Annotated in this window: 18 protein-coding genes and 1 pseudogene; 6 read left to right on the forward strand and 13 right to left on the reverse strand. The window is 61.2% G+C overall.

What is annotated here, in order from left to right; genetic code table 11:
- Window positions 1-27: 27 nt before the first annotated feature.
- A pseudogene (locus tag NKH91_RS01565) lies at window positions 28-384 on the forward strand (substrate-binding domain-containing protein); the annotation flags it as partial.
- Between the two features lie 78 nt (window positions 385-462).
- On the opposite strand, the gene NKH91_RS01570 reads toward NKH91_RS01565, so the two are convergent.
- Entirely contained in the window at window positions 463-903 is a 441-nt protein-coding gene (locus tag NKH91_RS01570) for a DUF2267 domain-containing protein (RefSeq protein ID WP_023720283.1), read from the reverse strand.
- 459 nt (window positions 904-1362) lie between these two features.
- On the opposite strand from NKH91_RS01570, the gene NKH91_RS01575 reads away from it, so the two are divergent.
- On the forward strand, window positions 1363-1788 hold the full coding sequence (locus tag NKH91_RS01575) for a VOC family protein (RefSeq protein WP_352845630.1): 426 nt from the start codon (window positions 1363-1365) through the stop codon (window positions 1786-1788).
- 75 nt (window positions 1789-1863) lie between these two features.
- Here the strand turns inward: NKH91_RS01575 and NKH91_RS01580 are convergent, their stop codons facing one another.
- The 5 genes from NKH91_RS01580 to NKH91_RS01600 all read right to left on the reverse strand — a co-directional run bounded on the left by NKH91_RS01580 (window position 1864) and on the right by NKH91_RS01600 (window position 7285).
- Window positions 1864-3060 (reverse strand): glycoside hydrolase family 172 protein, encoded by a 1197-nt coding sequence (locus NKH91_RS01580; RefSeq protein ID WP_352482013.1) that lies wholly within the window; start codon window positions 3058-3060, stop codon window positions 1864-1866.
- Between the two features lie 24 nt (window positions 3061-3084).
- A complete protein-coding gene (locus NKH91_RS01585; RefSeq protein ID WP_352845629.1) occupies window positions 3085-3927 on the reverse strand; it encodes a carbohydrate ABC transporter permease in 843 nt (280 codons plus the stop codon).
- Complete coding sequence (locus NKH91_RS01590; RefSeq protein WP_352845628.1) at window positions 3920-4846, reverse strand: carbohydrate ABC transporter permease; 927 nt, start codon at window positions 4844-4846, stop codon at window positions 3920-3922. The genes NKH91_RS01585 and NKH91_RS01590 overlap by 8 nt, the downstream gene beginning before the upstream one ends.
- A 28-nt stretch (window positions 4847-4874) precedes the next feature.
- Complete coding sequence (locus tag NKH91_RS01595) at window positions 4875-6209, reverse strand: ABC transporter substrate-binding protein (protein ID WP_352494754.1); 1335 nt, start codon at window positions 6207-6209, stop codon at window positions 4875-4877.
- A 71-nt stretch (window positions 6210-6280) separates the two neighbouring features.
- A complete protein-coding gene (locus NKH91_RS01600) occupies window positions 6281-7285 on the reverse strand; it encodes a LacI family DNA-binding transcriptional regulator (RefSeq protein ID WP_352845627.1) in 1005 nt (334 codons plus the stop codon).
- A gap of 908 nt (window positions 7286-8193) precedes the next feature.
- On the opposite strand from NKH91_RS01600, the gene NKH91_RS01605 reads away from it, so the two are divergent.
- Complete coding sequence (locus NKH91_RS01605; protein WP_051409701.1) at window positions 8194-8646, forward strand: hypothetical protein; 453 nt, start codon at window positions 8194-8196, stop codon at window positions 8644-8646.
- 39 nt (window positions 8647-8685) lie between these two features.
- Here NKH91_RS01605 and NKH91_RS01610 read toward each other — a convergent pair whose 3' ends face one another.
- From NKH91_RS01610 to NKH91_RS01620, 3 genes are all read right to left on the reverse strand, one after another.
- On the reverse strand, window positions 8686-9360 hold the full coding sequence (locus tag NKH91_RS01610) for a LuxR C-terminal-related transcriptional regulator (RefSeq protein ID WP_352845626.1): 675 nt from the start codon (window positions 9358-9360) through the stop codon (window positions 8686-8688).
- Complete coding sequence (locus NKH91_RS01615) at window positions 9357-10799, reverse strand: sensor histidine kinase (RefSeq protein ID WP_352640248.1); 1443 nt, start codon at window positions 10797-10799, stop codon at window positions 9357-9359. The genes NKH91_RS01610 and NKH91_RS01615 overlap by 4 nt, the downstream gene beginning before the upstream one ends.
- Before the next feature lie 147 nt (window positions 10800-10946).
- The gene (locus NKH91_RS01620) at window positions 10947-12464 is read right to left on the reverse strand and encodes a S10 family peptidase (RefSeq protein ID WP_352845624.1); all 1518 of its coding nucleotides are present in this window, start codon (window positions 12462-12464) and stop codon (window positions 10947-10949) included.
- A gap of 263 nt (window positions 12465-12727) precedes the next feature.
- On the opposite strand from NKH91_RS01620, the gene NKH91_RS01625 reads away from it, so the two are divergent.
- Window positions 12728-13231 carry a hypothetical protein gene (locus NKH91_RS01625; protein ID WP_023720270.1) on the forward strand — a complete coding sequence of 168 codons (504 nt, stop codon included), beginning with the start codon at window positions 12728-12730 and terminating at the stop codon, window positions 13229-13231.
- A gap of 92 nt (window positions 13232-13323) precedes the next feature.
- On the opposite strand, the gene NKH91_RS01630 is transcribed toward NKH91_RS01625, so the two are convergent.
- Both NKH91_RS01630 and oiaX read right to left on the reverse strand, forming a co-directional pair.
- Window positions 13324-14658, reverse strand: coding sequence for a four-carbon acid sugar kinase family protein (locus tag NKH91_RS01630; protein ID WP_352845622.1), 1335 nt, complete (start codon window positions 14656-14658; stop codon window positions 13324-13326).
- 4 nt (window positions 14659-14662) lie between these two features.
- Complete coding sequence (oiaX, locus tag NKH91_RS01635) at window positions 14663-15925, reverse strand: 3-oxo-isoapionate-4-phosphate decarboxylase OiaX (protein WP_352845620.1); 1263 nt, start codon at window positions 15923-15925, stop codon at window positions 14663-14665.
- 182 nt (window positions 15926-16107) lie between these two features.
- Between oiaX and NKH91_RS01640 the strand changes: the two genes are divergently transcribed.
- Both NKH91_RS01640 and NKH91_RS01645 read left to right on the forward strand, forming a co-directional pair.
- On the forward strand, window positions 16108-16821 hold the full coding sequence (locus NKH91_RS01640; RefSeq protein WP_352845618.1) for a transcriptional regulator NanR: 714 nt from the start codon (window positions 16108-16110) through the stop codon (window positions 16819-16821).
- A gap of 312 nt (window positions 16822-17133) precedes the next feature.
- Window positions 17134-18102 carry a GlxA family transcriptional regulator gene (locus tag NKH91_RS01645; RefSeq protein WP_352494749.1) on the forward strand — a complete coding sequence of 323 codons (969 nt, stop codon included), beginning with the start codon at window positions 17134-17136 and terminating at the stop codon, window positions 18100-18102.
- 78 nt (window positions 18103-18180) lie between these two features.
- Here NKH91_RS01645 and apnL read toward each other — a convergent pair whose 3' ends face one another.
- Window positions 18181-20088, reverse strand: coding sequence for a D-apionate lactonase (apnL, locus tag NKH91_RS01650; protein ID WP_352845617.1), 1908 nt, complete (start codon window positions 20086-20088; stop codon window positions 18181-18183).
- Window positions 20085-21119, reverse strand: a complete 1035-nt coding sequence (locus NKH91_RS01655) for a Gfo/Idh/MocA family protein (protein ID WP_352481997.1) — start codon at window positions 21117-21119, stop codon at window positions 20085-20087. Before NKH91_RS01655 ends, apnL begins: the two co-directional genes overlap by 4 nt.
- Window position 21120: the final 1 nt, after the last annotated feature.

Genomic DNA, 21120 nt, shown 5'->3' on the forward strand with positions numbered 1-21120 from the left:
GTCGGCAGGTTTCTAAACCCCCAAGCGGTGGACGGAAGCCGTCACGCCGCCTATCACAGCTTCCTGCAAGCACGCGGCCTTCCGCTGCGAGATGACCTTGTGATCGGCGGTGCAGAGGCGCGCAAGGCTGCGTTTGCCAATGTCACGGCGCTGGCCGCCCGCATGGACCGGCCGACCGCGCTTTTCGTCGAATCCGATCTTGCCGCCGTGACCGCCCTGCACGCATTCGAGGAGGCCGGGCTCTCCGTGCCGGGCGACATAGCGGTCATCGGGTGTGGCAATATCGACGAGGGCGAATTCAGTCATACGGCATTGACGACGATCGGTCCTGAAACGGCCCACTACGACCATTTTGCCGATCATCTGATCTCATTGATTTCGGCAACACCGGGCGCAATACCTACCCTTTTCAGCGTTTCGTGGCAGTTGGTCCGTCGCACGTCCGCATGGGCAGGATCGCCGCTATTTGACGCCCACGCTTTCAGGCCAGAGCGCCTGGATTTCCTTTGGCAGCGCATCTCGCACCTTTGCCGACTGGCCAAGGTCGATATGCCGTGCAAGCACGCGAAATACCGAGCGTACTGCATCCTCGGGATCGACAGGACGGGTCGATTTCAATTCATCGGCGATGTGTTGCAGGAACTCCTCGAGCGAGCGTGTCTTGTCGGGCATGTCGGCGGGCCGGTAGCGATCATAGTAGGCGCCGCGCACGAGCAGCGGCAGTTCCGCTCCCAATTTGGCCGCCAGTCCGATCTGTAGCCTGTCCCGCAGGGTTCGCAGAACGGCGCCCAATGTGTGCCAGGCGACGTGGCGATCCGGACCAAGATCCGCCATGATCTCGTCGAGCCAGATGTTTGTTAGTTGCAGCGTTTTGTCAAAAACGTCCAAGCCGGTTGTGCTCATCGTCGCCTCCTCGAAAGGTTCTGCGGGCGAAACGGCGACCGGAGACAATTGTTTCGTGGTCCTGTGAAAATAGCCTGGCAAAGCGATGGAAGCCGGTTTAGATCGGAGAGCCTCTTTGCGTCAGGTCTGCTCTTGGCGCTTCGGCTTCGCTGCCGACGAGCTTCGCCAGCTTCGGTGAGTGCCGTCTCGAGGCGCGCAGCTCTTCGAACGTCAACGGCGCGCGCAACCTTCCCATGGTCGTATCCGGCCATCTGCGTTCCGATCATGAAGCCGTCTCTGCTGATCCGAAATGCGTCTTTGTCCCCCTGACTGGGCTTGCGCTCATCGGTTCCGAACGCCTCGCCGTCTAAGCCGGCAATGAGACCAGTCCTCACGTTGCCCGAACCGGATATCTCTTGCCGGACATCTCTTGACTGAATGAGCGGCCCGCGCCGACAATGGCATTGGGAAGATGGCGGGATGTCGCCCACGGTGTTCGGCACCACTTGGCGATCAAGCTGCGAAAGGGCTGTGATGGATTGGAAGCTGGAACTGGTCCCGGTCCCCGTATCGGACGTCGATAGAGCAATCGGCTTTTATGTTGGCAAGGTCGGCTTTCATCTCGATCACGACCACACCGTAAGCGACGAGATACGTTTCGTGCAATTGACGCCGCCCGGTTCGGCCTGTTCGATTGCCATGGGCAAGGGCCTCGTCGACAGCCCCCCGGGATCCATAAGAGGCCTGCAACTGGTCGTGCCCGATATTGATGAGGCACACCGGCACCTGGCCGCTCAAGGTATCGTGGTCAGCGATATCAAGGATTTTCCCTGGGGCAGATTTGTCTTCTTTGAGGATCCCGACGGCAATACCTGGTCTGTCCAGCAACTTCCACCTCGCAGCTGAGGCGGCGAGCTACCGCAGGTCATCCCCCGACGCAGATAGCGCGGGACGCACGGTTCAATTCGAACGCATCCCGGCCTAACGCCTCTTCTCGTCGAAGGCGGCATTCCAATTGTGATAAGGCGCGCGATAGGTGGGGATGCGGTCCTCGACATCGGCAAGCGCTTCGAACGGCTTGTGCGGTTCCGCCTGATACCAGAAGGCGACTGACGAGATGTCGTCAGAGCGGCGATTGGCGTGACCGTGCTCGATGGTCACCCGGATGCGTTTGTGAAAGATGACCGGGTCCTCTATGTGCCAGCGATAGAGCGTGACCGGCTCCGTCCAGTTCGGCCCGCCGGCAGCGATTATGCCGTGATAGGGCGCGCTGTAGTCCTGTGTCGGGCACCATGCCGTATTGAAATAATCTTCCGTGCCGGTGCCGTGCAGTGTCGGCGGCCATGCATCGTTGGCGCCGGGGCTGGTCTCGCCACGATCGCCGACCAGTTCGGCCTTCAGCCCGATACGCGGATCGGGCTTGCGCACCGTATCCGGCACGGAAATGCCCGGCTCGCCGTCGACGAAGATCATGTCGTCGCCCTCACCATACCAGTCCCATAGAGGGGAGCGGCGGCGCGAATAGACGGAATAGAGCAGGCCGACATAGTGGCCGTGACCTTCCGCCTCCAGGATGGTGTAGTTACCGTTCCCGTCGGTATTTTCACCGCCAAACAGGAACTGCTCGTTGGCCAGCCCCGCCTCGTCGATGCCATCAGGTCGCTGCTGCCTGTACTGGGCGTGGAAGCGGCCCAGGCCTTCCTCCAGTTTTTCGTGAAGTTCGAGATCGACATAATAATAGAAAAGCAGGTCGTCCTCGGCCTCATTGGTAACGGTGAACCGCATATGGCTGGCAAACGGCATCGGAAAATAGCAGTTGAAGGCCTTGCCATCCTCGGGGCTTGCCTGGACCGGCAGGCTGGCAAAATTGCGGGTGCGGGCATGGCTCATTCCGAAGAAATCGCCGATCGGCGTTTCGATGCTCGGATGTTCTTCACTATCCCAATACGCGCGAAATACGATCTTGCGCAGGAAGTCCTCGCTTTTGCAGGCGAGCGTCGCCCAGATATGCGTGATGATGCCGGCACCATCATGCTCGGCAATCACCGCCGTTTGGCCAGGTTCAATATGCAGCCGGTCGTCATTGCCGCCGGTGCGGTCGTAGCTTGAGAACCGGCGGGTTTTGGCGTCGCGCAATTTGGCGAGCCCGCGAAGCGGCGACAGGCCGGCATTATCCATGTGTTTCTCCTCTTGCTTCAGCGGTTATTTCAGGCCGCTTGTCTTGATGGATTCCATGATCTGGCGCTGGAAGATCACGAAGAGGACCAGCATCGGCACGGCGACGATGGTCGAGGCGGCCATGACATAATTCCAGGCGGCGGCGTACTGGCTCTTGAAGTTTGCGATGGCAACCTGCACCACCCAGAGATTGAGGTCCGACGTGATCGTCAACGGCCACAGGAAAGCGTTCCAGTTGGCGAGAAAGAACAGGATCGCCAACGCCGACAGGATCGGCCGGCTGAGCGGCAGGATGATGCTCCAATAGATGCGCCAATAGCTGGCGCCATCCATGATCGCCGCTTCTTCCAGCTCCCTCGGCAGCGACAGGTAGTATTGCCTGAGCAGGAAGATGCCGAATGCGTTGAAAATCGCCGGAATGATCAGCCCGGCATAGCTGTCCAGCATGTGCAGCGTCCGCGTCAAAATGAACAGCGGCACGATGATCACCGGCAGCGACACCAGGAAGGTCGAGAACATGGCGAGGAACAGGACGTCGCGGCCCGGAAAACGCAGCCGTGCGAGCGAATAGCCGGCCATCGAATGGAAGAACAGCGCAGCGACGGTCACCGTCGCCGACACGAAGAACGAGTTGAAAAGGTAGCGCAGGAACGGCACCTCGGTCAGCACATAGAGGAAATTGCCAAGCGTCGGCCGTTCCGGAATGAGGCTCGGCGTGAAGACGTCGCTCGCCGGCTTGAGCGAGATGACCAGCATCCAGACAAGCGGGAACACGGTCATCAGGCCAAGCGCCGCGGTCGCCAGCATCCAGGCAAGCCTCGCCGCTTGTATCTGCGAACGCGCGGAAGGAGTTCGGCTGTCAGTCATGCTCGAAACGTCCGCCGCGCGTCAGCAGGAAGAAGAAGACCGTGACCAGCATCAGCGCCAGCACCAGCAGCGATGCCATTGCCGATGCATAGCCGAACGCGCCGAACTGGAACGCCTGCTTGTAGATGTAGATGATCAGCACCGAGGTCGAATTGACCGGCCCGCCCTTGGTCATCACATAGATCAGGTCGAAGACCTGGCCGCCGGCGACAGCCGCGACCAGCGAGACCAGGAGGACGAAGAAGCTGGTCGGTTTGAGCAAGGGCAAGGTAATGTACCAGAAGCTTGTCACCGGCCCGGCGCCGTCGATTTTTGCGGCCTCGTAATACTCTGCCGGGATGTCCTGGAGCCCGCCGAGGAAGATCAGCATGTAGAAGCCCATCAGGAACCAGACGCTGACCAGCACCAGCGTAAACAGCGCAAGATTTGGATCGCCGAGCAGCGAAATTCCGCCGAGGCCGACGAGCGGCGCCAGCCGGCTGACGATGCCGACCTTCTCGACCAGCATGAGTTGCCAGACGAGCGCCACCACGACGAGGCTGACCATCTGCGGCGCAAAGAACATCGAGCGCATGACCGCGTTGAAGCGGTTTGTCTTCTGCACCAGAAGCGCCAGCCCCAGACCGGCGGCGTAGAGCGCCGGCACCAGCATGACGGCATAGGCTACGGTCACCTTCACGGACGACCAGAACAGCGGATCGCTCCACATGCGCCGGTAATTGCCAAGCCCGACGAACCTATAGCCGCCGAAGCCGTTGACCTCGAAAAACCCGACGGCGAGCGACAGCAGCATCGGCACGCCGACGAACACCAGCAGGCCGAGTGCATCGGGCAGGACGAACAACCATGCGGCGTAGCGTTCCCTTTGCTTGGCGGTAAGGCCGCGAGCGGATTTGGTGCCCGCGGCCGGCGATTTCATCTCGTCTGCGTGCATGCTGGAAGGGGACCTAAAGGATCGGCGCGCCGGAATAGGAAGCGAGGAATGCGTCGAGTTGCTGACTGGCCGCCGTCGCGGCCTGCTGGGCATCGACCCCCCCAAGCTGTGCCGACTGGATGGCATCCGAGATGATCTTGTAAGCTTCAGGCGGAACCCGCGGTTCAGCACGCGTTCCCGGGTGGATCTCCTTGGCGAAGGTGCCGAACTTACCCGTGCTGAAGACATCGGCGCCTGCCTTCAGTGCGCTGTTGCGCGGCGGCATGTCGCTTTTGGCGACCGTGCACCAGTTGACGACCCGGTCGATCGATCCCTGATCCATCGAGGCCAGCGCCCAGGCGCAGAACTGGGCGGAAGCATCCGGGTTCTTGCCCCCGGCATTGGCGACGAAGGCCCAGCCACCGCCGACGGTGACATATTTGCCATTGGCAGGTGTCGGCAATTTGAAGATGCCGTAGGGCACGTCCTTGGCGTTGTTGTCCATCGCCGAAATGCCCCAGATGCCGCAGTTCTGCATGGCGCACAGCCCTGCCCCGAGATTGGCGACGATGTCGAAGCCGCCGCCGACCACCTGACGCGGCGCCACACCGGTATTGATAGCATCCTGCCAGAGTTTAAGCGCCTGGACCGTGGCCGCCGAATCGAAGGCGCTCTTGCCGTCCTTACCCTGGAATTCGCCGCCGCCCTGCCACAGAAACGGATACCAGGTGAAGTTCTGGTAATAGCCAGGCGTCGTTTCGAACAGCACGCCATAACGGTTGGGCGTCGTCAGCTTCTTGGCAACCGCCAACAACTCGTCCCAGGTCTTCGGCACGTCGTTTTCGTTGAGCTTTGCTTCCTCGAACGCTTTGACCGAATAATAGAAGGCCATCGGCTCGACCTCCATCGGCACGCCGTAGATCTTGCCGTCGACCATGCGGTTGGCGATGACGCTTTCCGGGAAATCGGCTTTGGCGGCATCCTCGATATGCGGCGTCAGGTCGGCCAGTACGCCGCCATTGTAATAACGCAGGAAATCGCCGGGGCTGATGAGGAAGATGTCGGGGCCCTCGCCCGACGCGAAGGCCGTCGCCAGCTTGGAGCCGGAGATGTATTCGCTGTTGACGACATATTCGAGCTCGACCTTCTGGTCGTGGCCGTCGTTCCAGTCGGCCACCAGCTTTTCGAACCACTGGACCTGTGGCTTCACGTCTCCGCCCGGCGCATAGAACTGCCAGAATTTCAGCGGCGCTTCCTGAGCGCGCAAGGCCATCCTATTGATGAACGGGAAGCCTGTAAGGCCGGCGGCGGCGAAAGTGGCGCCGCCCTGGATCAGCCGACGGCGGTTGAGGGTCGTTTTGTCAGTCATCATTTCCTCCCTGGGTGTTGTTCGGTCGAACGTTGGCGAAGGACCTCCGTTCCCTCTGCCGGCATTTGGCGTCATGCGCTGTCGGATGGGCTCAACGCGCATGGGATCACTTCGGTGCGCGGCGCGCCCTCGACTTTGCCGCCCAGGCGCTCGAGCAGCATTTCCGTGGCGCGCTTGGCGAGCATTGTCGGGCTGTTGCCGACACGGGTCAGCTTCGGCCTGACATATTCCAGCTGAGGCAGGTCATCGAAGACCGCGATGGCGATATCCTGAGGGATATTAATCGCATGGTCGTAGAATTCAGTCAGCGCACCGGAGGCCATCAGATAATTGGCGAAGAACATCGCCGACGGCAGGTTTCCGCCGTGCTTGTCCAGGAGCCAAGCGACCGCCTCCCGTCCTGACGAGGCAAGATAGCTTCCCTCGAACCGAAGATCGGCGGCGATTGGCACGCCATTGTCGGCAAGCCCTTTCTCGAAGCCCGCGGCACGCGCCATCGCCTCCTTGAAAAAGGATGGCCCGGTGACATGGGCGACGCGGCGATGGCCCCTCTTCGCCAGATACTCGCCCATCAGATAGCCGCCGCCGAAATCGTCCAGCTGGACGCTGTCGACGGCTTGATTGGGGAGATTGCCGATGAAGACGGCGGGCAGATCGAGGTTGAGCAGCTCGCTGTGCATGCCGTGCAGCGCGAAGTCGGCAACGATGACGCCGTCGACCCGCTTGCGCCCGATCTGGCGCAAATACTCGCGGCCGTGATCCTGTGAATGTCCGCCCGGTACGTCGGTGTTGAAGATCAGCATGTCGAGGCCGACCACTTCGAGCGTCGACTGCGCGGTCTTCACCAGCTCCGGGTAGAACGGGTTGCGGATGTCGGGGATCAGCATCGCGATGATGTTGGTGCGGCCGGTGCGCAGGCTCTGCGCCTGCGGGTTAGGCGTATAACCGAGTTCGTCGATCGCCGCTTGTACGCGCTCACGCAGCGGTTTCGATACCCGGTCCGCATGGTTGATGACATGCGACACTGTCGTGCGCGACACGCCCGCTCGCGTGGCAACTTTGGAAATCGTGCTCATAGTGACAGGTTATGAGCACATGAATGCATTTGCAAATCGATTTTACTGACGCCTCGCAGATTGGAGTCGTCCGGCGGATTGCTGCACAAATGACCAAAGAAAAAGGCCGGACTGTTAAGCCCGGCCAAGCGTGAAGGTCTGTAACCTCCAGAGGGGAACGCGCCGGACGCAATGGGAGGAGACGTCCGACGCAACTTTCATGTGGGTCTGTATTGGTGACGTTTCAACGACATGGCAGTGGACCAACGTCGCTGTTGCCATAGTGCCAGGAACGCAAAGCATTCGAAGGGAGCGGTGGATCGCAGCTGCCAGTCGGATACAAAGGTTGCCGAATGCAAGGCGGGGTCCATTGCTCCTGGCATAGGGACTTCAGTCTGTAAGACTGTCGACCAAGGACCTGCACGGCCAAACTTTGGTCCGAGGCTGCTATCGCAAAAGCCCGAAATGCGAGAGTTTCAGGAACTGAGTTCCAAAGAACCCCGTTGCGATGCCGACTGGTACAGGAGGCCGCTATGGACCCGAGCATTCATCAGGCACGTTGGCTGCTTTTTCCGTTGTTTGGCCTGTGTTTCGGGATCGCGGCCATTGGATTTATTGTTGGCTGACGGTGGGAAGTCGGCGCTATCACCGAGAGACGCAGCCAACGGAAGGCAAAAGACTTGCGCAGTAAATAGTCCCTTCCTGCGCCAGCGAGACCCACCAGTTACCATCGTGGGACTGGTGGGTCTTGACGTCCCGGATACAAACCATTGTTTTAAGCATGACACGAAGTCGAACAGGAGGCAGCACGACAGGTCCGTATGATTAAGGGGATTTACGACATGCGACTGGCAAGTTCATTGATGACGACCCGGAGACGAAGGACCAGATCTTCACGAGGACGTCGTGTCGGTATTTCCGTAATCGTGTTGACCTTCATTCTCGTCGTAGGCCCGTATCGCGTCATGTTCGACGGACCGTCGCCGACGCTCGGCCCGCAGGCCGCCTGTGCCAAAGACGGCGGGAACGGCAACGGCAATGGCGGAAACGGGAACGGGAATTCAGGCAATTCGGGTGGAAACTCCGGCAATTCAAACTCGAACGCTGGAGCCGGCAAGGGCAAAGCAAAGTCGCAGGACGACAATCCCCCTGATCCCGCCCCTGCGGTAAACCCCGACAGCAAGCCAAAACTCTTTGTCAACGCGACCACAGGAGACCGGGTCGAGGTGCGTGGGCCGAGCATTGGCGTGGTGCATTCGAACGGCCTCAGCGAACGCATCGACAGCGGCCAATATGAAATGCGGGATGCCAAGGGCCGCACCATCATTCGGCGCCTGGCGACGCGTTCCGATCGGGACAGATTGCTTGAAATGATCAACTGAGGGCCAGTTCACATAGCTGCGCTGTGCGGCAATTTTGGCTCAAGCATGATCGCGAACAGGCCGATGCCGGCGCTCAGTCGCGTCGCGCAACGTCATTGCGGCTTCGGTCCTGTTGCTGACGTTGAGCTTGGCCAGGATTCGCGTCATGTGGTGCTTTATCGTTTTCTCATGCAGGTTCAGCCGAAGCCCGATCCGCTTGTTGCTCAGTCCCGCGGCAACCAGCGTCAGGATCTCCCTTTCGCGGCTGGTGAGTTCGGCAAGTCCGTCAGCTTTCGCCGGTTCTTTTGATTTAGCCGACAGATCGGCCAACAGGCGCGCCGATAATTGTGGACAGACATATCGTTCGCCCGACGCTACCGTGCGCAGGATCGCAGCCAACGTCCTCGACCCGACCCCCTTCAAAACATAGCCCCTTGCCCCGCTCTGCAACGCGGTCATCACGTGCTGGTTTTCTTCCGAAACGGTCAGCATCACGATTTTCAATGCCGGCTGCCGCTCCAGGGCCGGTCCGATCACACCAAGGCCACCTCCGGGAACCGAGATGTCCATCAGCAGAATGTCGGGCCGCTGGTCTTCGATTATCCGCAGGGCGTCATCTCTGCTGCTTCCTTCGCCGACTATCTCGAATCCGCCGATCTGATCGAGCGTGCGCACAACGCCTTCCCTGAACAGAGGGTGGTCGTCGACGATGGCAAGCTTGATGGCTGCGGTCATGTCTGCCCCATTTCAACGATGTTGAGAGCCATTTTCACGATCGTGCCACTTTGTGAGGAAGTCACGGTAAACTGGCCCCCGAGGCTTTCCACCCGCTCGCGCAGCCCAACGAGCCCCAGCCTCTCGGGACGCACGATTTGTGGGTCAAAGCCAGGGCCGGCGTCGGACACTTCGATACAAACGCGCTCGCCGTCGAAATGTTTCTCGACCGACTGACCTTCACCTCCGGCATGGCGAAATCCATTGTTCAGCGCCTCCTGGACGAAGCGGAAGATGCAGATCTTGGCCGCCGGCGACAACGTCGCATGGCCGCCGGTCATCGATAGCGCCACTTTGGCTCCGGTTCGTTCTTCGTGCGCTTGCACGGCAAGCTCGAGAATTTCGGCCAACTCGGCATGCTCGATATGCGGCAGGACAAGGCCCTTGCTGATACTCCTGATCTCGCGCATGGCTTCGTCCAGATGTGCTTTGACGGCTAGCAATTCCTGTGCACGTTCGGCTGACGGCGTAGCGGGATCGGCAATGACAGGGCTGTCGATCCCCAGCGCTGCGAGAGCAACCAGTTGCGCGGGCCCATCGTGCAAGTCCGCACCGATGCGCCTGAGATAGCGTTCGTTGAGTGCGGTGGCGCGCTGCGAGGCACGCTGCACCTTCAGCCTCAACAGTCTGTTTTGAGCAAGCAGGTCGGAGAGTTCAGCAATGCGCTGCTTCAACGAGCGGCTCTGCGAACTGATCGTGCGGCTGCCACGGAACACGATTGCCGACAGCCCGAGAAAGAAGGCCGCTGTGACGGCGGCAACGTCCAGCCAAGTTCGAATAAGTGCCTGATGCAGGTTTCTTTCGAAATCAGTGGCGACCTCGTAGAATTCCGAAACGGCCACCACTTCCCCCGACCATGGCTGCAGCACCGGGTTGTAGATCTCGAGGAGATGCAAGCCGCTGGCTCTTTCGGCCTCGCTGTCCGGATCGTCGAGCTTGTCGAACTCCGAAACCATTTGGCCTGCAAACGCCGCGCGGAGATTGCCGCTGGGTTCAAAGCGCTTGCCGATCAATGTCTTGTCGGTCGAATACAGGATGGTTCCGTCGCGACGCCAGAGCTTGAAGGATTCGAGCCTTGTGCCGAGTGCCCCTTGTCCCAGCGTTTCATCGAGCGCGTGGGCGACGCTCTCGTCGAGGACTTCGCTCTTGCGCATATCCGGAAGCAGCGGCGCGATAACGCTGTCCACGTAAAGAGCCGTAGCGGATGCCGAATTCTGCGTGACCACGGCTTCTATGTGGCTCGTGACTGAAATCCCCACCACCACCATGGCCGACAGGGAGAATAGACCACCCGCGAGCAGGAACTGCGTGGCCAGCGACAACGCGTTCCAGCGGCCGACAAGGCTTGTCACCCAGTGTGGCCTAGTGTTCCGAGTGGCCCGCTCGGCAACACGCCGCATCAGTGGCGCGATTCTGGAGAACCGGCTAATTTGCTGTCGAACGTCGCTAAAAGACGCCATCCTTGGTGTGTAACCGATCAATTGCGATGGAACTAGGGCCTGATGAGAGGGCGAACAGCGCATCCGGCGCTTTTTTGCGCAACTGTCTCATTGCGTCGTTCGGTAAAGCTCGGACGCGGCCTGCTTCAGTGCCGCCCGTCCATCCGGCCTCAGATACATCATGTGCCCGCCTTCCAGCACCTCGGCGCGAATGGGCTTTGCGCCGGCAAGCGAAGGAATTTGACCAAGCAGGTAGCGCGAGCCCATGTACGGCGTCACCAGGTCGCTGTAGCCGTTGACGATCAGCACGCCGAGATTGGGGTTCAGCGTGCGTGCCTGCTGAAGGTCGTCCATGACACCCGCATAGCCCTGACGCGTCGGGCTCGTTCCATAGTCCCAATTGCCGCTAACTTCGCGGTTGAGAAGCCGATAGCTGATATCCGTACGGAAGTTCAATTCATCACGCACGTAGCCGACGAAAGCAGAGGTGAGCGCCGGCACGCTTCGGTCGAGCACCGGATCGGGACCCTCGACTCCCAGGCTCTCTGGCGCCACGTCCGCCGTCGCGATGTTGCCGTCATAGGCGCTGAGAACATTGCCCTTTGCCCGTGCAAACTCCTTGGCAAAGAGCCCTATGGGAATGCGTGCAAAGTGCCGCTGGACAAGGTTGAGCGGCAGACCGGTGATTTCGGCGACACGCTGGCTCGCCAGCCGTCCACCTTGCTCCAGTCCACCGGCTAGCGCGGCCAGATAATCGCCGAGCGCATAGCGTTCGACTTCTGCCAGCCGCTCCTGCAGAGCCGGGCCGGAAACGCCTTCGCTGTGCAGGCGCACTGCCGCCAGCGACGGCAGTTCCAGCGCCCAGTGGAGCGGCTGGAATTCGTCGGGGCGCACCAGCGTGAATTCAAGCGCCGGCGAGATAAGGACGACGCCGCTCGGGCTGATGCCGATGTCTTCCTGCAGCTTCCTGGCGAGCAATGCCGCCCGAAACCCGCCATAGCTTTCGCCGGCAAGAAACACCGGCGATGCCGTGCGGTTGGTCTGCGCCAGATAGAGCCGGATGAACGCGCCTATCGACGCGGCGTCCTGACTGACGCCCCAGAAGCTGTGTGCCTCCGTGCCGGGCGCTTCACGGCTGTAACCGGTTCCGACAGGGTCCACAAAGACCAAGTCGGTCATGTCGAGCCAAGTGTCGGGGTTATCGAACAGCCTCTGTGGCGGCGGCAGGAAACTTCCATCGGCCGCCGTCGCCAGGACCCGCGGACCGAGCGCGCCGAGGTGCAGATAGGCGGAAGCTGCTCCCGGACCGCCATTAAACACGAAGGTGATCGGACGCCGCGGATCCGGTCCCGTTTCTTTTCCGGGATGCAGTGCATAGGCGACATAGAAAATCTCGGCGGTGATATCGCCTTTGCCGGACGGCAATGACAGCGTGCCGGCCTTGGCCTCGTAATCGAGCGTGCGTCCGGCGATGACGATCGAATGATCGGAAGTCTGCGGCGGCGGCAGGAGCGACAGAACCCCGCCTGTGGGCGGCGGCCGCTGGGCCGCCTCCGCATGACTGGCCCCAGCGCCGGCGACCAACAGCAGAAGAGCGAGGGCGATTTCTTGCAGCTTGATAAGCATGACGTCTCCGGAGCAATTGGCTGGAAACTAGCACACCGTCGGCCGAACCAAAGTCACAGCACCGTGCGCCAGTACTCGGCGTCCAGGCGGAAGACAGGGTGCGAGGGTAATGGCAGCAGCGTCAACCCCTTGCAGCAGATGCGCGGCGGTGGCGCACCAAACGACTTCGTGAATTTCTGCCGGTTGACTCGACTGGCTCACTTCCTAGGTTGGCATTCGGGGCTCCCATGCAATCCGAAGCTCCCATGCAATCCGAAGTTGGTATGACATCTTTCCACACACGAAAGCTTGCCCTTCTCGTTCTATCCGTAAGCGCCGCCATCCTGTCCTCCTGCGTCATGCCCGACGACACGTCGAGCACTGCGAAGGAGGACGCCACGGCGGCGGCAGCCCGCAAGGAGATGGTCGGCCTTAGCGAAGCGGATGTTCGAATGTGTGCCGGCTTTCCGACAGCCACCGCCGATGTTGGCAGATCCGGCCAGATCTGGACCTATCAGCGCGTCGTTCAACGCGGCAATCTCAACATTGTGGTTCCGACCGTGGCCATTGGCCCCGTCCCGGCGCTCGGAGGTTCCGTCAACGTCGCCCCCGGCGGCTATTGCAATACGCAAATTCGAATGGTTGACGGCCATGTTGCCGAGGTCGCCTACGCCGGCGACAACAACCTGCCGAACAACCGCGACGGACTCTGTGTCAGCACGGTGGACGCCTGTGTCGCCTATGCCCGTCAGCGCCATCCAGTCAAGGCGATGGGTCGCACGCGGTAACCGGGATCAGACACGCCTCTGATTGATTTGCCGGCTAATGGGTGCTGCCGGATCTCGATTTGAGCACCAACGACGTACCTAAATTTCTGCTCTCAAGCGCCGATCCCATCACGAATGGCGCAGAAATAGCGGTCGGTTCCGACCTGTCCGCCCTTGAGGGCAATTTCCAGCCCGTCAATCGCCTCGATGCGCGAATGCGCGAGACAAAGCGGCGAGCCCGGCGATGCCGGCAGCGGCATTCGCACCGTCAGCGCATCGACGCCTATCTGGCCAAGTGCGTGGCTCGACGTATCGCCGCCGGCGATGACCACGCGCAGTAGCTTCTCTTGAAGCGTCAATTCGCGGAGAAGCTCGCCAAGGCCGCGGCCAAGCTTATGGCGGGCGCCTTCCCGGAGATCGATTTCAGCACCGCGGTCGGCCGCCGGTCCGAGCGCGGTGTAGAGGATGACGCTGCGCCCGGCCTTCAAGCTGGAGCGGCCGGTTGCAACCGCGCGCGCAATAGCGTCGTTCGAAGCCTCAGAAACCAGTTCGACCGGGTCGATCTCGATCCCGTCGAAGCCATCGGCTAGAGCATGCCGGATCTGCCGTTCCGTCGTCGGCGAGCAGCTCCCCGAGACCACGGCGATCCTGTCGGCAGCGCCCGGCGGCGAAAACGCGAGTTTGGCATCCACGATCCGGTTCGATGCCCATTCGGCCAGCAAGGCATATTCGATGCCTGAAGAGCCGACGACGAAATAACCGCCCGGCCTGCGAGCGCGCCATATCTCCTTGCCGGCAAGCGCCTGGGTTTCCAGGCTGTCGGCATCGAAGAGCACGATGTCTGTGCCATTCTCCACAAGCCGGTCGAATGCTTCCGACCGCGACGCCGATTGCAGCGTCGCCAGGTCGACCAGCCCCGAGCTGAGGTCTGTCTGGCGCGACAGATGGATCAGCAGGTCGGATTCGTCCATCGGCGTGGTCGGATGGCGGCTCATCACGGGATGGCGATCGATACGGAAATATTTGTCGCGGTAGGCCGCGAAGAGATGACCGAAGGCGGTGTAGCGCTTCAGCTGCGGCGCGCCGACCACCAGCGGCACGCCGCCTTGCCGGAAAACCGAGCGGCCGATCTCGATCGCCCGGCCGATGCTGCCGATTGCCGGGCTGGAATCGAAGGTCGAGCAGACCTTGTAGTGGCAGATCTCGGCGTTGAGGGTCTTCAGCCAGGCGAAGGCATCTCGCAGATGCGTGTCCATCCACTGCGGCGTCTCGCTTCTGCTGGTGCCGGCCAGCCCGATGGCGCGGCAATGCGCAAATTGCGAAAGCAGCGCCTCGTCCGGCTGCCGCATGAACAGCACGGTCGGCACGCCGCCGAGCTCGAGCGCCTCCATCACATCGGTCGAGCCGGTCAGGTCGTCGCCATAATAACTCAGAAGCAGGTTTTGCATGGCGTCAGGCCGCCTTGCCGTCGCCGAACTTCTCGATCGACCGCGCCAGCTCGACATGGCTCAAGGCATAATCCGCCAACGGGATGTCTTGGACCGCCGCCTTCCAGGCCTGCTGCACGGCGCGCACGCCGGCGCCCGGCCCGTCCGGGTGGCTGACGATGCCGCCGCCGCAGAGATAGAGAAGATCGACCGTCCGGCCGGTTCGCTGGAAGGTTTCAGGCGCCTGCCCGCCCCACTGGCCGGAGCCGGCGACCGGCAATGCGCAATCGGCCGGCGAAAAGATCGGCGTGGTCACCGCCTTGAAGGATTCGACGAAGGACCAGTCGGGTTCCCAGTATTTCGAGGCGATGCCATTGATCTGGAATTGGTCGACGCCGAGCAGCCGCCAGAACTGCTGCCAGACCTTGAAGTCCATGCCGAGGCCAGGATGACGGGTGAGAATGTCCCAGCCATTGCGGTGGGCATGGAGCACCAGGCTGGAGCGCTTTCGGAGGTAAGCCATGCCGCCAAAACCGATCGAATTGATGTTGACCACAGCACAATTGCCGCCGGCCTTTGCCACCAGGTCGTGGTTTCGCATCATCTCGTCGGGATCGGCATGTGAGATGCCAAAGGCATACATGACCTTCTTGCCGGTCTTCTGCTCGTGGTCGAGGATCAGCGGCATGATTGCCCTCACCCGCTCTGACAGCGGTGAATAGGCCGGGCTCATCAGCTTCTCGTCGTCCTTGATGAAATCGACGCCGGCGGCAATCAGCTCTTGCACCATCGCGGCCGTCTCGTGCGGGCGGAGTCCCAGCGCCGGCTTGACGATGGTCCCGATGATCGGACGGTCCGCGACAGCGGTGAGCCTGCGGCTGCCCGTGACGCCGAATTGCGGGCCAGGATGCGCGCCCCGGTACTCCTCGGGTAGCTTCATGTCGATCACACGAATGCCGGACAGGCCCTTGATCGAAAACGTGCCGCCGATGGCAATGGTCATCAGCGCTGACAGGTCGGTGCCGATGGCCTCCAGCGGAAAGGCGATGTCGACGTCGGCGCGCTTGACCGGGCCAATGCCGGCTTCGGGACCGGTTTCGGGAAGAGACGGCCGATCCGCATCCGGCAGATGCCGTATCGCCAGGACGCGCGCCGCGACCCTAGCCTTGAGCTCTTCGGTCTCGCCGGCTAGCGCGACGAAGGTTCCGGTCGACTGGTCGCTTGCGATCTTGGCCGCCAGCGCCTCGATATTGCCGCGTGTTTCGATGCGATAGGTGAGAACAATCATATTCGCGCGGCCTGCCGGGGTGGTTCGAAAAAGGTTCCTTGGCCCTGAAATCTGGTATAATGAGTACATAAGCATTGCAAGCCTTATCCGGCTTGGCAGGTAAAGGCGGGCGGGCTACAGGCGTTCCGGAATTCGTGGCGGAAATGCTAGATAGAGGCCGGTCATAGGAGTGATTCGCGACGATGAACCGTTCGGAGCCGATCGTCCGGCGCAAGCTTTCCGACGAAGTATTCTTGAGACTGAAGCGCCTGATCACCAGCGGCGAATTGCAGCCGGGCGACGACATGCCGTCGGAGCGCGAACTGATGGAGCGCTTCGAGGTCGGCAGGCCGGCGATCCGCGAGGCGATGCAGGCGCTGAGCAATATGGGGCTGGTAGCGATCTCGCATGGTGAGCGGGCCAAGGTGCTGCAGCTGACCGCCAAGTCGATCATCAAGCAGGTCGATGGCGCGGCGAAGATCATCCTGTCATCGTCGAAGGATACGCTCGAGCACCTCAAGAACGCGCGCATCTTCTTCGAGCGCGGCATGGTAAAGGAAGCTGCTGAAAAGGCCACCGCCGAGGACGTGCAGCGGCTGCGCGCAACGGTCATCGAGCAGCGCAGCCATCGTGGCGACTCGGAAGCCTTCATATCCGCCGACATGAAATTCCACACCCAGATCTCGGCAATATCCGGCAATCCGATCTATGTCGCCGTCAGCGAGGCAATGCTTGGCTGGCTAAAGGAATACCACACCGAAATGCTGATCTGGACCGGCAAGGAAAAGTTCACGCTGACCGAGCACGAAGAGATCATCGGACGCATCGAAGCCAAGGATGCGGATGGCGCCGAGAAGGCGATGATCAAGCACCTCGAACGCTCGCGTGCGCTCTACGTGATGAATTCCGGCAACTGAAAATCAAGCGCAGGTCTCTACCGGCGTCGCGGTCGGGACTGTGTTCTCGGCCTACTGACTGACTACAGGTCAGCCTGAGTCCAGACCGGCGCAGTTTGCTGTAGCCGTTTGAATCCGATGTATGTGCCGCGTTGTTTTCATTCAGCTATTTCCGCATTTGCATCTCTCCAGCCATGGATTTCCGCGGCCGCTGTCGTCAGCAAGCCCGTATACGGCCATCCTGGAGGCGCCGGCCTTTTTCTGGAATTGGCAATTTTGACAAAGACTGTGCTAGACGTGCCACTCGGCGGGAATGACGTCGGGAGAACCGCAATGGCTGACAGGAGCCTCCACGTTGTGATCTGGCTGCCGTCGAATTTCTATTCGGCCGTTGTCTCGACGCTGGTCGAAATGTTTCAGCTTGTGAATGACGTCTGCCGTTCACAGGTTCTTTCATGTGAGTTCGTTTCAAGGGGCGCGCCGTCGACATCAAGCACCGGAATTTCCTTCCCGACAAAGGCTCAGCCGTCCCGAAAAATGGATGTCCTGATTCTCATTGCGATGCCGGGTGTCGAGATTCCGGAGCTTCTGCGCTCGCTCGACGAGGAGAGTGAGCATTCAAACCCGCTGATCGCGCTCGCTCAGCAGCAGGAGGCAATCATCGCAGCACATTGCGGCGCATGTTATCTGCTCGCCAATTCAGGATTGCTGGACGGCAAGCGCGCAACGATATCCTGGTGGCTGAAGAACGAGGCAAGCCGCCGGTTTCCGCAAGTGCGATGGGACGCTTCCCGCCTGCTCATTCGCCAGGACCGCCTTTACACATGTGGCGGCGGATTTTCCGGACTCGAACTCGCCAGGGCTTTGCTGATCGATCTGGGCTTCTCGAAGGAAGAGCGGATCATTCGAAAACTTCTGGTTCTTCCTCCGCCGCGCAAATTCCAGAGTCCCTACGAATTTCCTCTCGACGAAATTTCGAACGAGGCCAGCCCATTCGAGAACAAGCTGCGCGAGCTCTCGAAAGACAAGATGTCGGAAATCGATTTGAAATTTCTCGCAACCGAATTGGCGATGTCTTCGCGAACCCTGTCTCGCAGGTTTTTCGACGAGTTCCAGACAACGCCGGGAAAATGGATTCAGGAAAGGCGGCTGGAGTTGGCAAAATCCATGCTTGAGGAAACGAAACTGAGCGTTTCAGAAATTTGCTATCGGGTGGGATATCAGGACGTCGCCTCGTTCAGCCGTCTTTTTTCCAAGACAACTGGAATGGCGCCAGGCGAGTTTCGAAAGCAAATCCGGTGACAAGCCGGCAGCGGAAATGCTGCGGCTAGGGGCAACCGTTGCGGAATTGCGGCGATTCATGAACCCCGGCATATGACTTCAGCCGATCCGGACGATTGCGTAAGGCGTCATCACAAGACGGTCTCGGCCCGACGCGTCGCGCTGAATCTGGCGTGACGTTCGTCCATCCCAGATCTTCAGAAAACCCTGATCGGAGCCGAGCCCGGAAACATCGACTAAAACGTCGTCAGGGGTAAGGTTCGTCAGCCAGACGATGATCTTGCCTGTCTGGGTGCGGCTGGCCAGTCCGAGCACCCGCGTCTCATCGGTCGTTGCTGCCGCCATGTGCGCATGGCCGGCCAGTTCGCAAAGTCCTTTCACCGCGTGGAAAATCGGCCGGCGTGTACCTTCTTCGACCGGTTCGTCCGACGAGGCCAGCACGCCGAATGGCCCGGTGAAGCTGCAGAGCGTGAGCATTTCGAGCCCGGCAGGGGCGAGGCGTGCGGCATAGCCGATCGTCCACGCAGCCCCGAACAGTCCGGCATGGCGAGGGTCGCGGTCGGCCATGGCAATGCGCTGACTGTCGGGATTGGCCTTGGTCGCGCCGCCATAAGGGTTCTGGCGCATGGCAATGGTCGACGGCCCGATCCGATAAGGTTTTGTTCCGAAGATCGCCCGTACAGACGCCGCGATGAAAGGCAGCGCCTCCAGCGATTGCATGACGCTGAGATCGTCGGCGGCATGCACGATGGGGCAAGTGCAATGCGTGACGAAATCGAGCGGGTCGGCCGGCACACGCTTGCGGTTGAGTTCGGTGAAATAGCTGAACATGCCGCCGCCGAGGCGGATGTCGGGAAAGGCACGCCGCGCCGCGGCATAGACGTCTTCGAGCGGCAGGCATTGCGGCCACGCGCTGCCCGGTGGCGTCGACTGCCGGTCGACCGAGGGCGAGACGGCAATGGCCGAAAGCTTGAGCCCGGCCTGGCGCACCCTGTCGGCGACGCCTGAAAGCTCGGCGTCGAGATCGCCGTCGCCGGCAATGACACATTCGAGCGTTGTCCGGACCGGATAGGCGGCGGCGAGCCGGGCGTAGGATCGCAAGGCATCGAGCTCGTGGCCGCGCGTCGGGTCAAAGTGGAACATCAATTGCTGCGGGCCAAGCTCGGACAGCACCGACAGCTTGCTCAGCGCGGCCTCGACCTCATCCGGGTAGATGATAACGCCGATATCCGGCAGCACCGGCCCGGCTTGGCCGAGCGTGACACGAATCGGTTCGGCGGTTGCCGCGGTGGCCGGCACTTTCCCGCCACCCTCCACCCGCAAGCTGATGGTCTGGCGGAAGGGCTTGCCGGCAGGCAGCACGTAGGGCCATGGCAGCGCGAGCGGCCGGACATAGGTCTTGTAGGAGGCATCCGACCAGTTGCGCTGGTCTTCCATCTCGAAGGCATCGCCTTCCATACGGCATTCGGCGGTGACGCCCGCCCGGACCTCATGGGTGATCGCCCGCAGATCCTTGAACGGCTGCCAGGGATCGATTAGTTCTGGGAGCCGCGTTGCGACCACGCTGCCGTCGGTATGCTCAACCGTGACCGGGCTGCCGGCCAGGCCGGCAATCGGATGCAGGATGCAGAAGCCACAGCGATTGGTTTCGAAATCGCTGTCGGGACGAGCGCTCACGTCGAAGACCAACTGACCATCGGCGGAGCTCTTGATGGTCGCGCGGAAGCCGAGTCGACTGCCGTCCGGTGCCTGGCAACTTGCCGAATAGCTGACGGAAAATGCCTCGGTATCTTGCTCGATGGCAAGGTTGGTGAGCGCCGGCTCGTAGGTGCCCCAGTCGCGATCTCTGACGATATAGGCGATGGCGCGCAGAACTTCGGTGCCGCCCTGCCGAATGTTGCGCAGATTGCCGTTGACGAAGTCCGCCGTCAGCGCACCGGCGCGCAGCCTGACCGGTTCGACTTCAACCGCATGCGTGCCGTAAAGGAGGAAGGCGTCGGCTGTCATTTCAGCAAGGCGTCGAGTTGCACCGGTTCGCGGCTTGCGGCGCCGGCATAGGCCGCCTCGACCAGCGCCAATGTCTTGAGGTTGTCCGCGCCCGAGGTCGCGGGCTCGGTTCCGTTGGTCAAGCAATCGACCCAATGCTTTTGAATGGCGACGACGCTTTCCTGGATGTTGTGCCACGGCCGCGATGCCCAAGGCAGCAGCGGCGGCGAGACGTCGCTGACAGCCGTTCCGCTCCTGCCGGTGACGGTGAGCCGGTAGCCCTGCGCCAGCCGGATCGTGCCGTCGCTGCCGTCGATTTCGATCAGCGTCTGCGGAAACGGCTCAGTCGCGAGCTTGCTCGCGTAGCTGCAGTCGACCACCGAAGTGGCGCCGCTCGTGTGGTCCATGAGCATCGTCGCAACATCCTCGCCGGCAATGGCAGGGTTGACGCGCGCCGTTCGCGCAGTGACCGTCGAGACGTCGCCCAGCAGAAAGCGGGCGATGTCGAGGATGTGGATGCCGAGGTCTTCGATAATGAAGCGCTTTCCCGTCGCCAAATAGGGCTGGCCGGAAAACACGTCGTAAGCCGATCGAAACGAGATCCGTCCGAAGAAGGGTGTGCCGATGTCGCCGCTGTCGAGCACGGCACGCACCGCCTGGATCGGCGACTGCCAACGAAAATTTTCGTGCACCATCAGCGGCACACCGGCGACGGCGCATGCCTTCACTATCGCCTTGGCGTCGGCAAGCGTCGGCGCGAACGGTTTTTGGCAGATTACCGGCACGCCGTGCTGCGCCGCCATCTCGACGAGGGGACGGTGGCTCGGCGCGGTGGTGGCGATGTCGACGAAATCCAACCTTTCGCCGGCAAACAGTGCTGCCGCGTCGGTATAGCGCCGCGCGACCCCGAACTGGTCGCCGACGATCCTCAACCGGTCCGGATCGCGGTCGCAGATGGCAGCGATCGAGGCACCCTCTATGTCGCGCCAGGCATGCATCTGGTTGACGGCGAAGAAGCCGCAGCCGATCAGCGCTCCCCGCAGTTCCGTCATG

The sequence above is a fragment of the Mesorhizobium sp. M0894 genome (genome assembly GCF_040319725.1).
GTDB lineage: Bacteria > Pseudomonadota > Alphaproteobacteria > Rhizobiales > Rhizobiaceae > Mesorhizobium.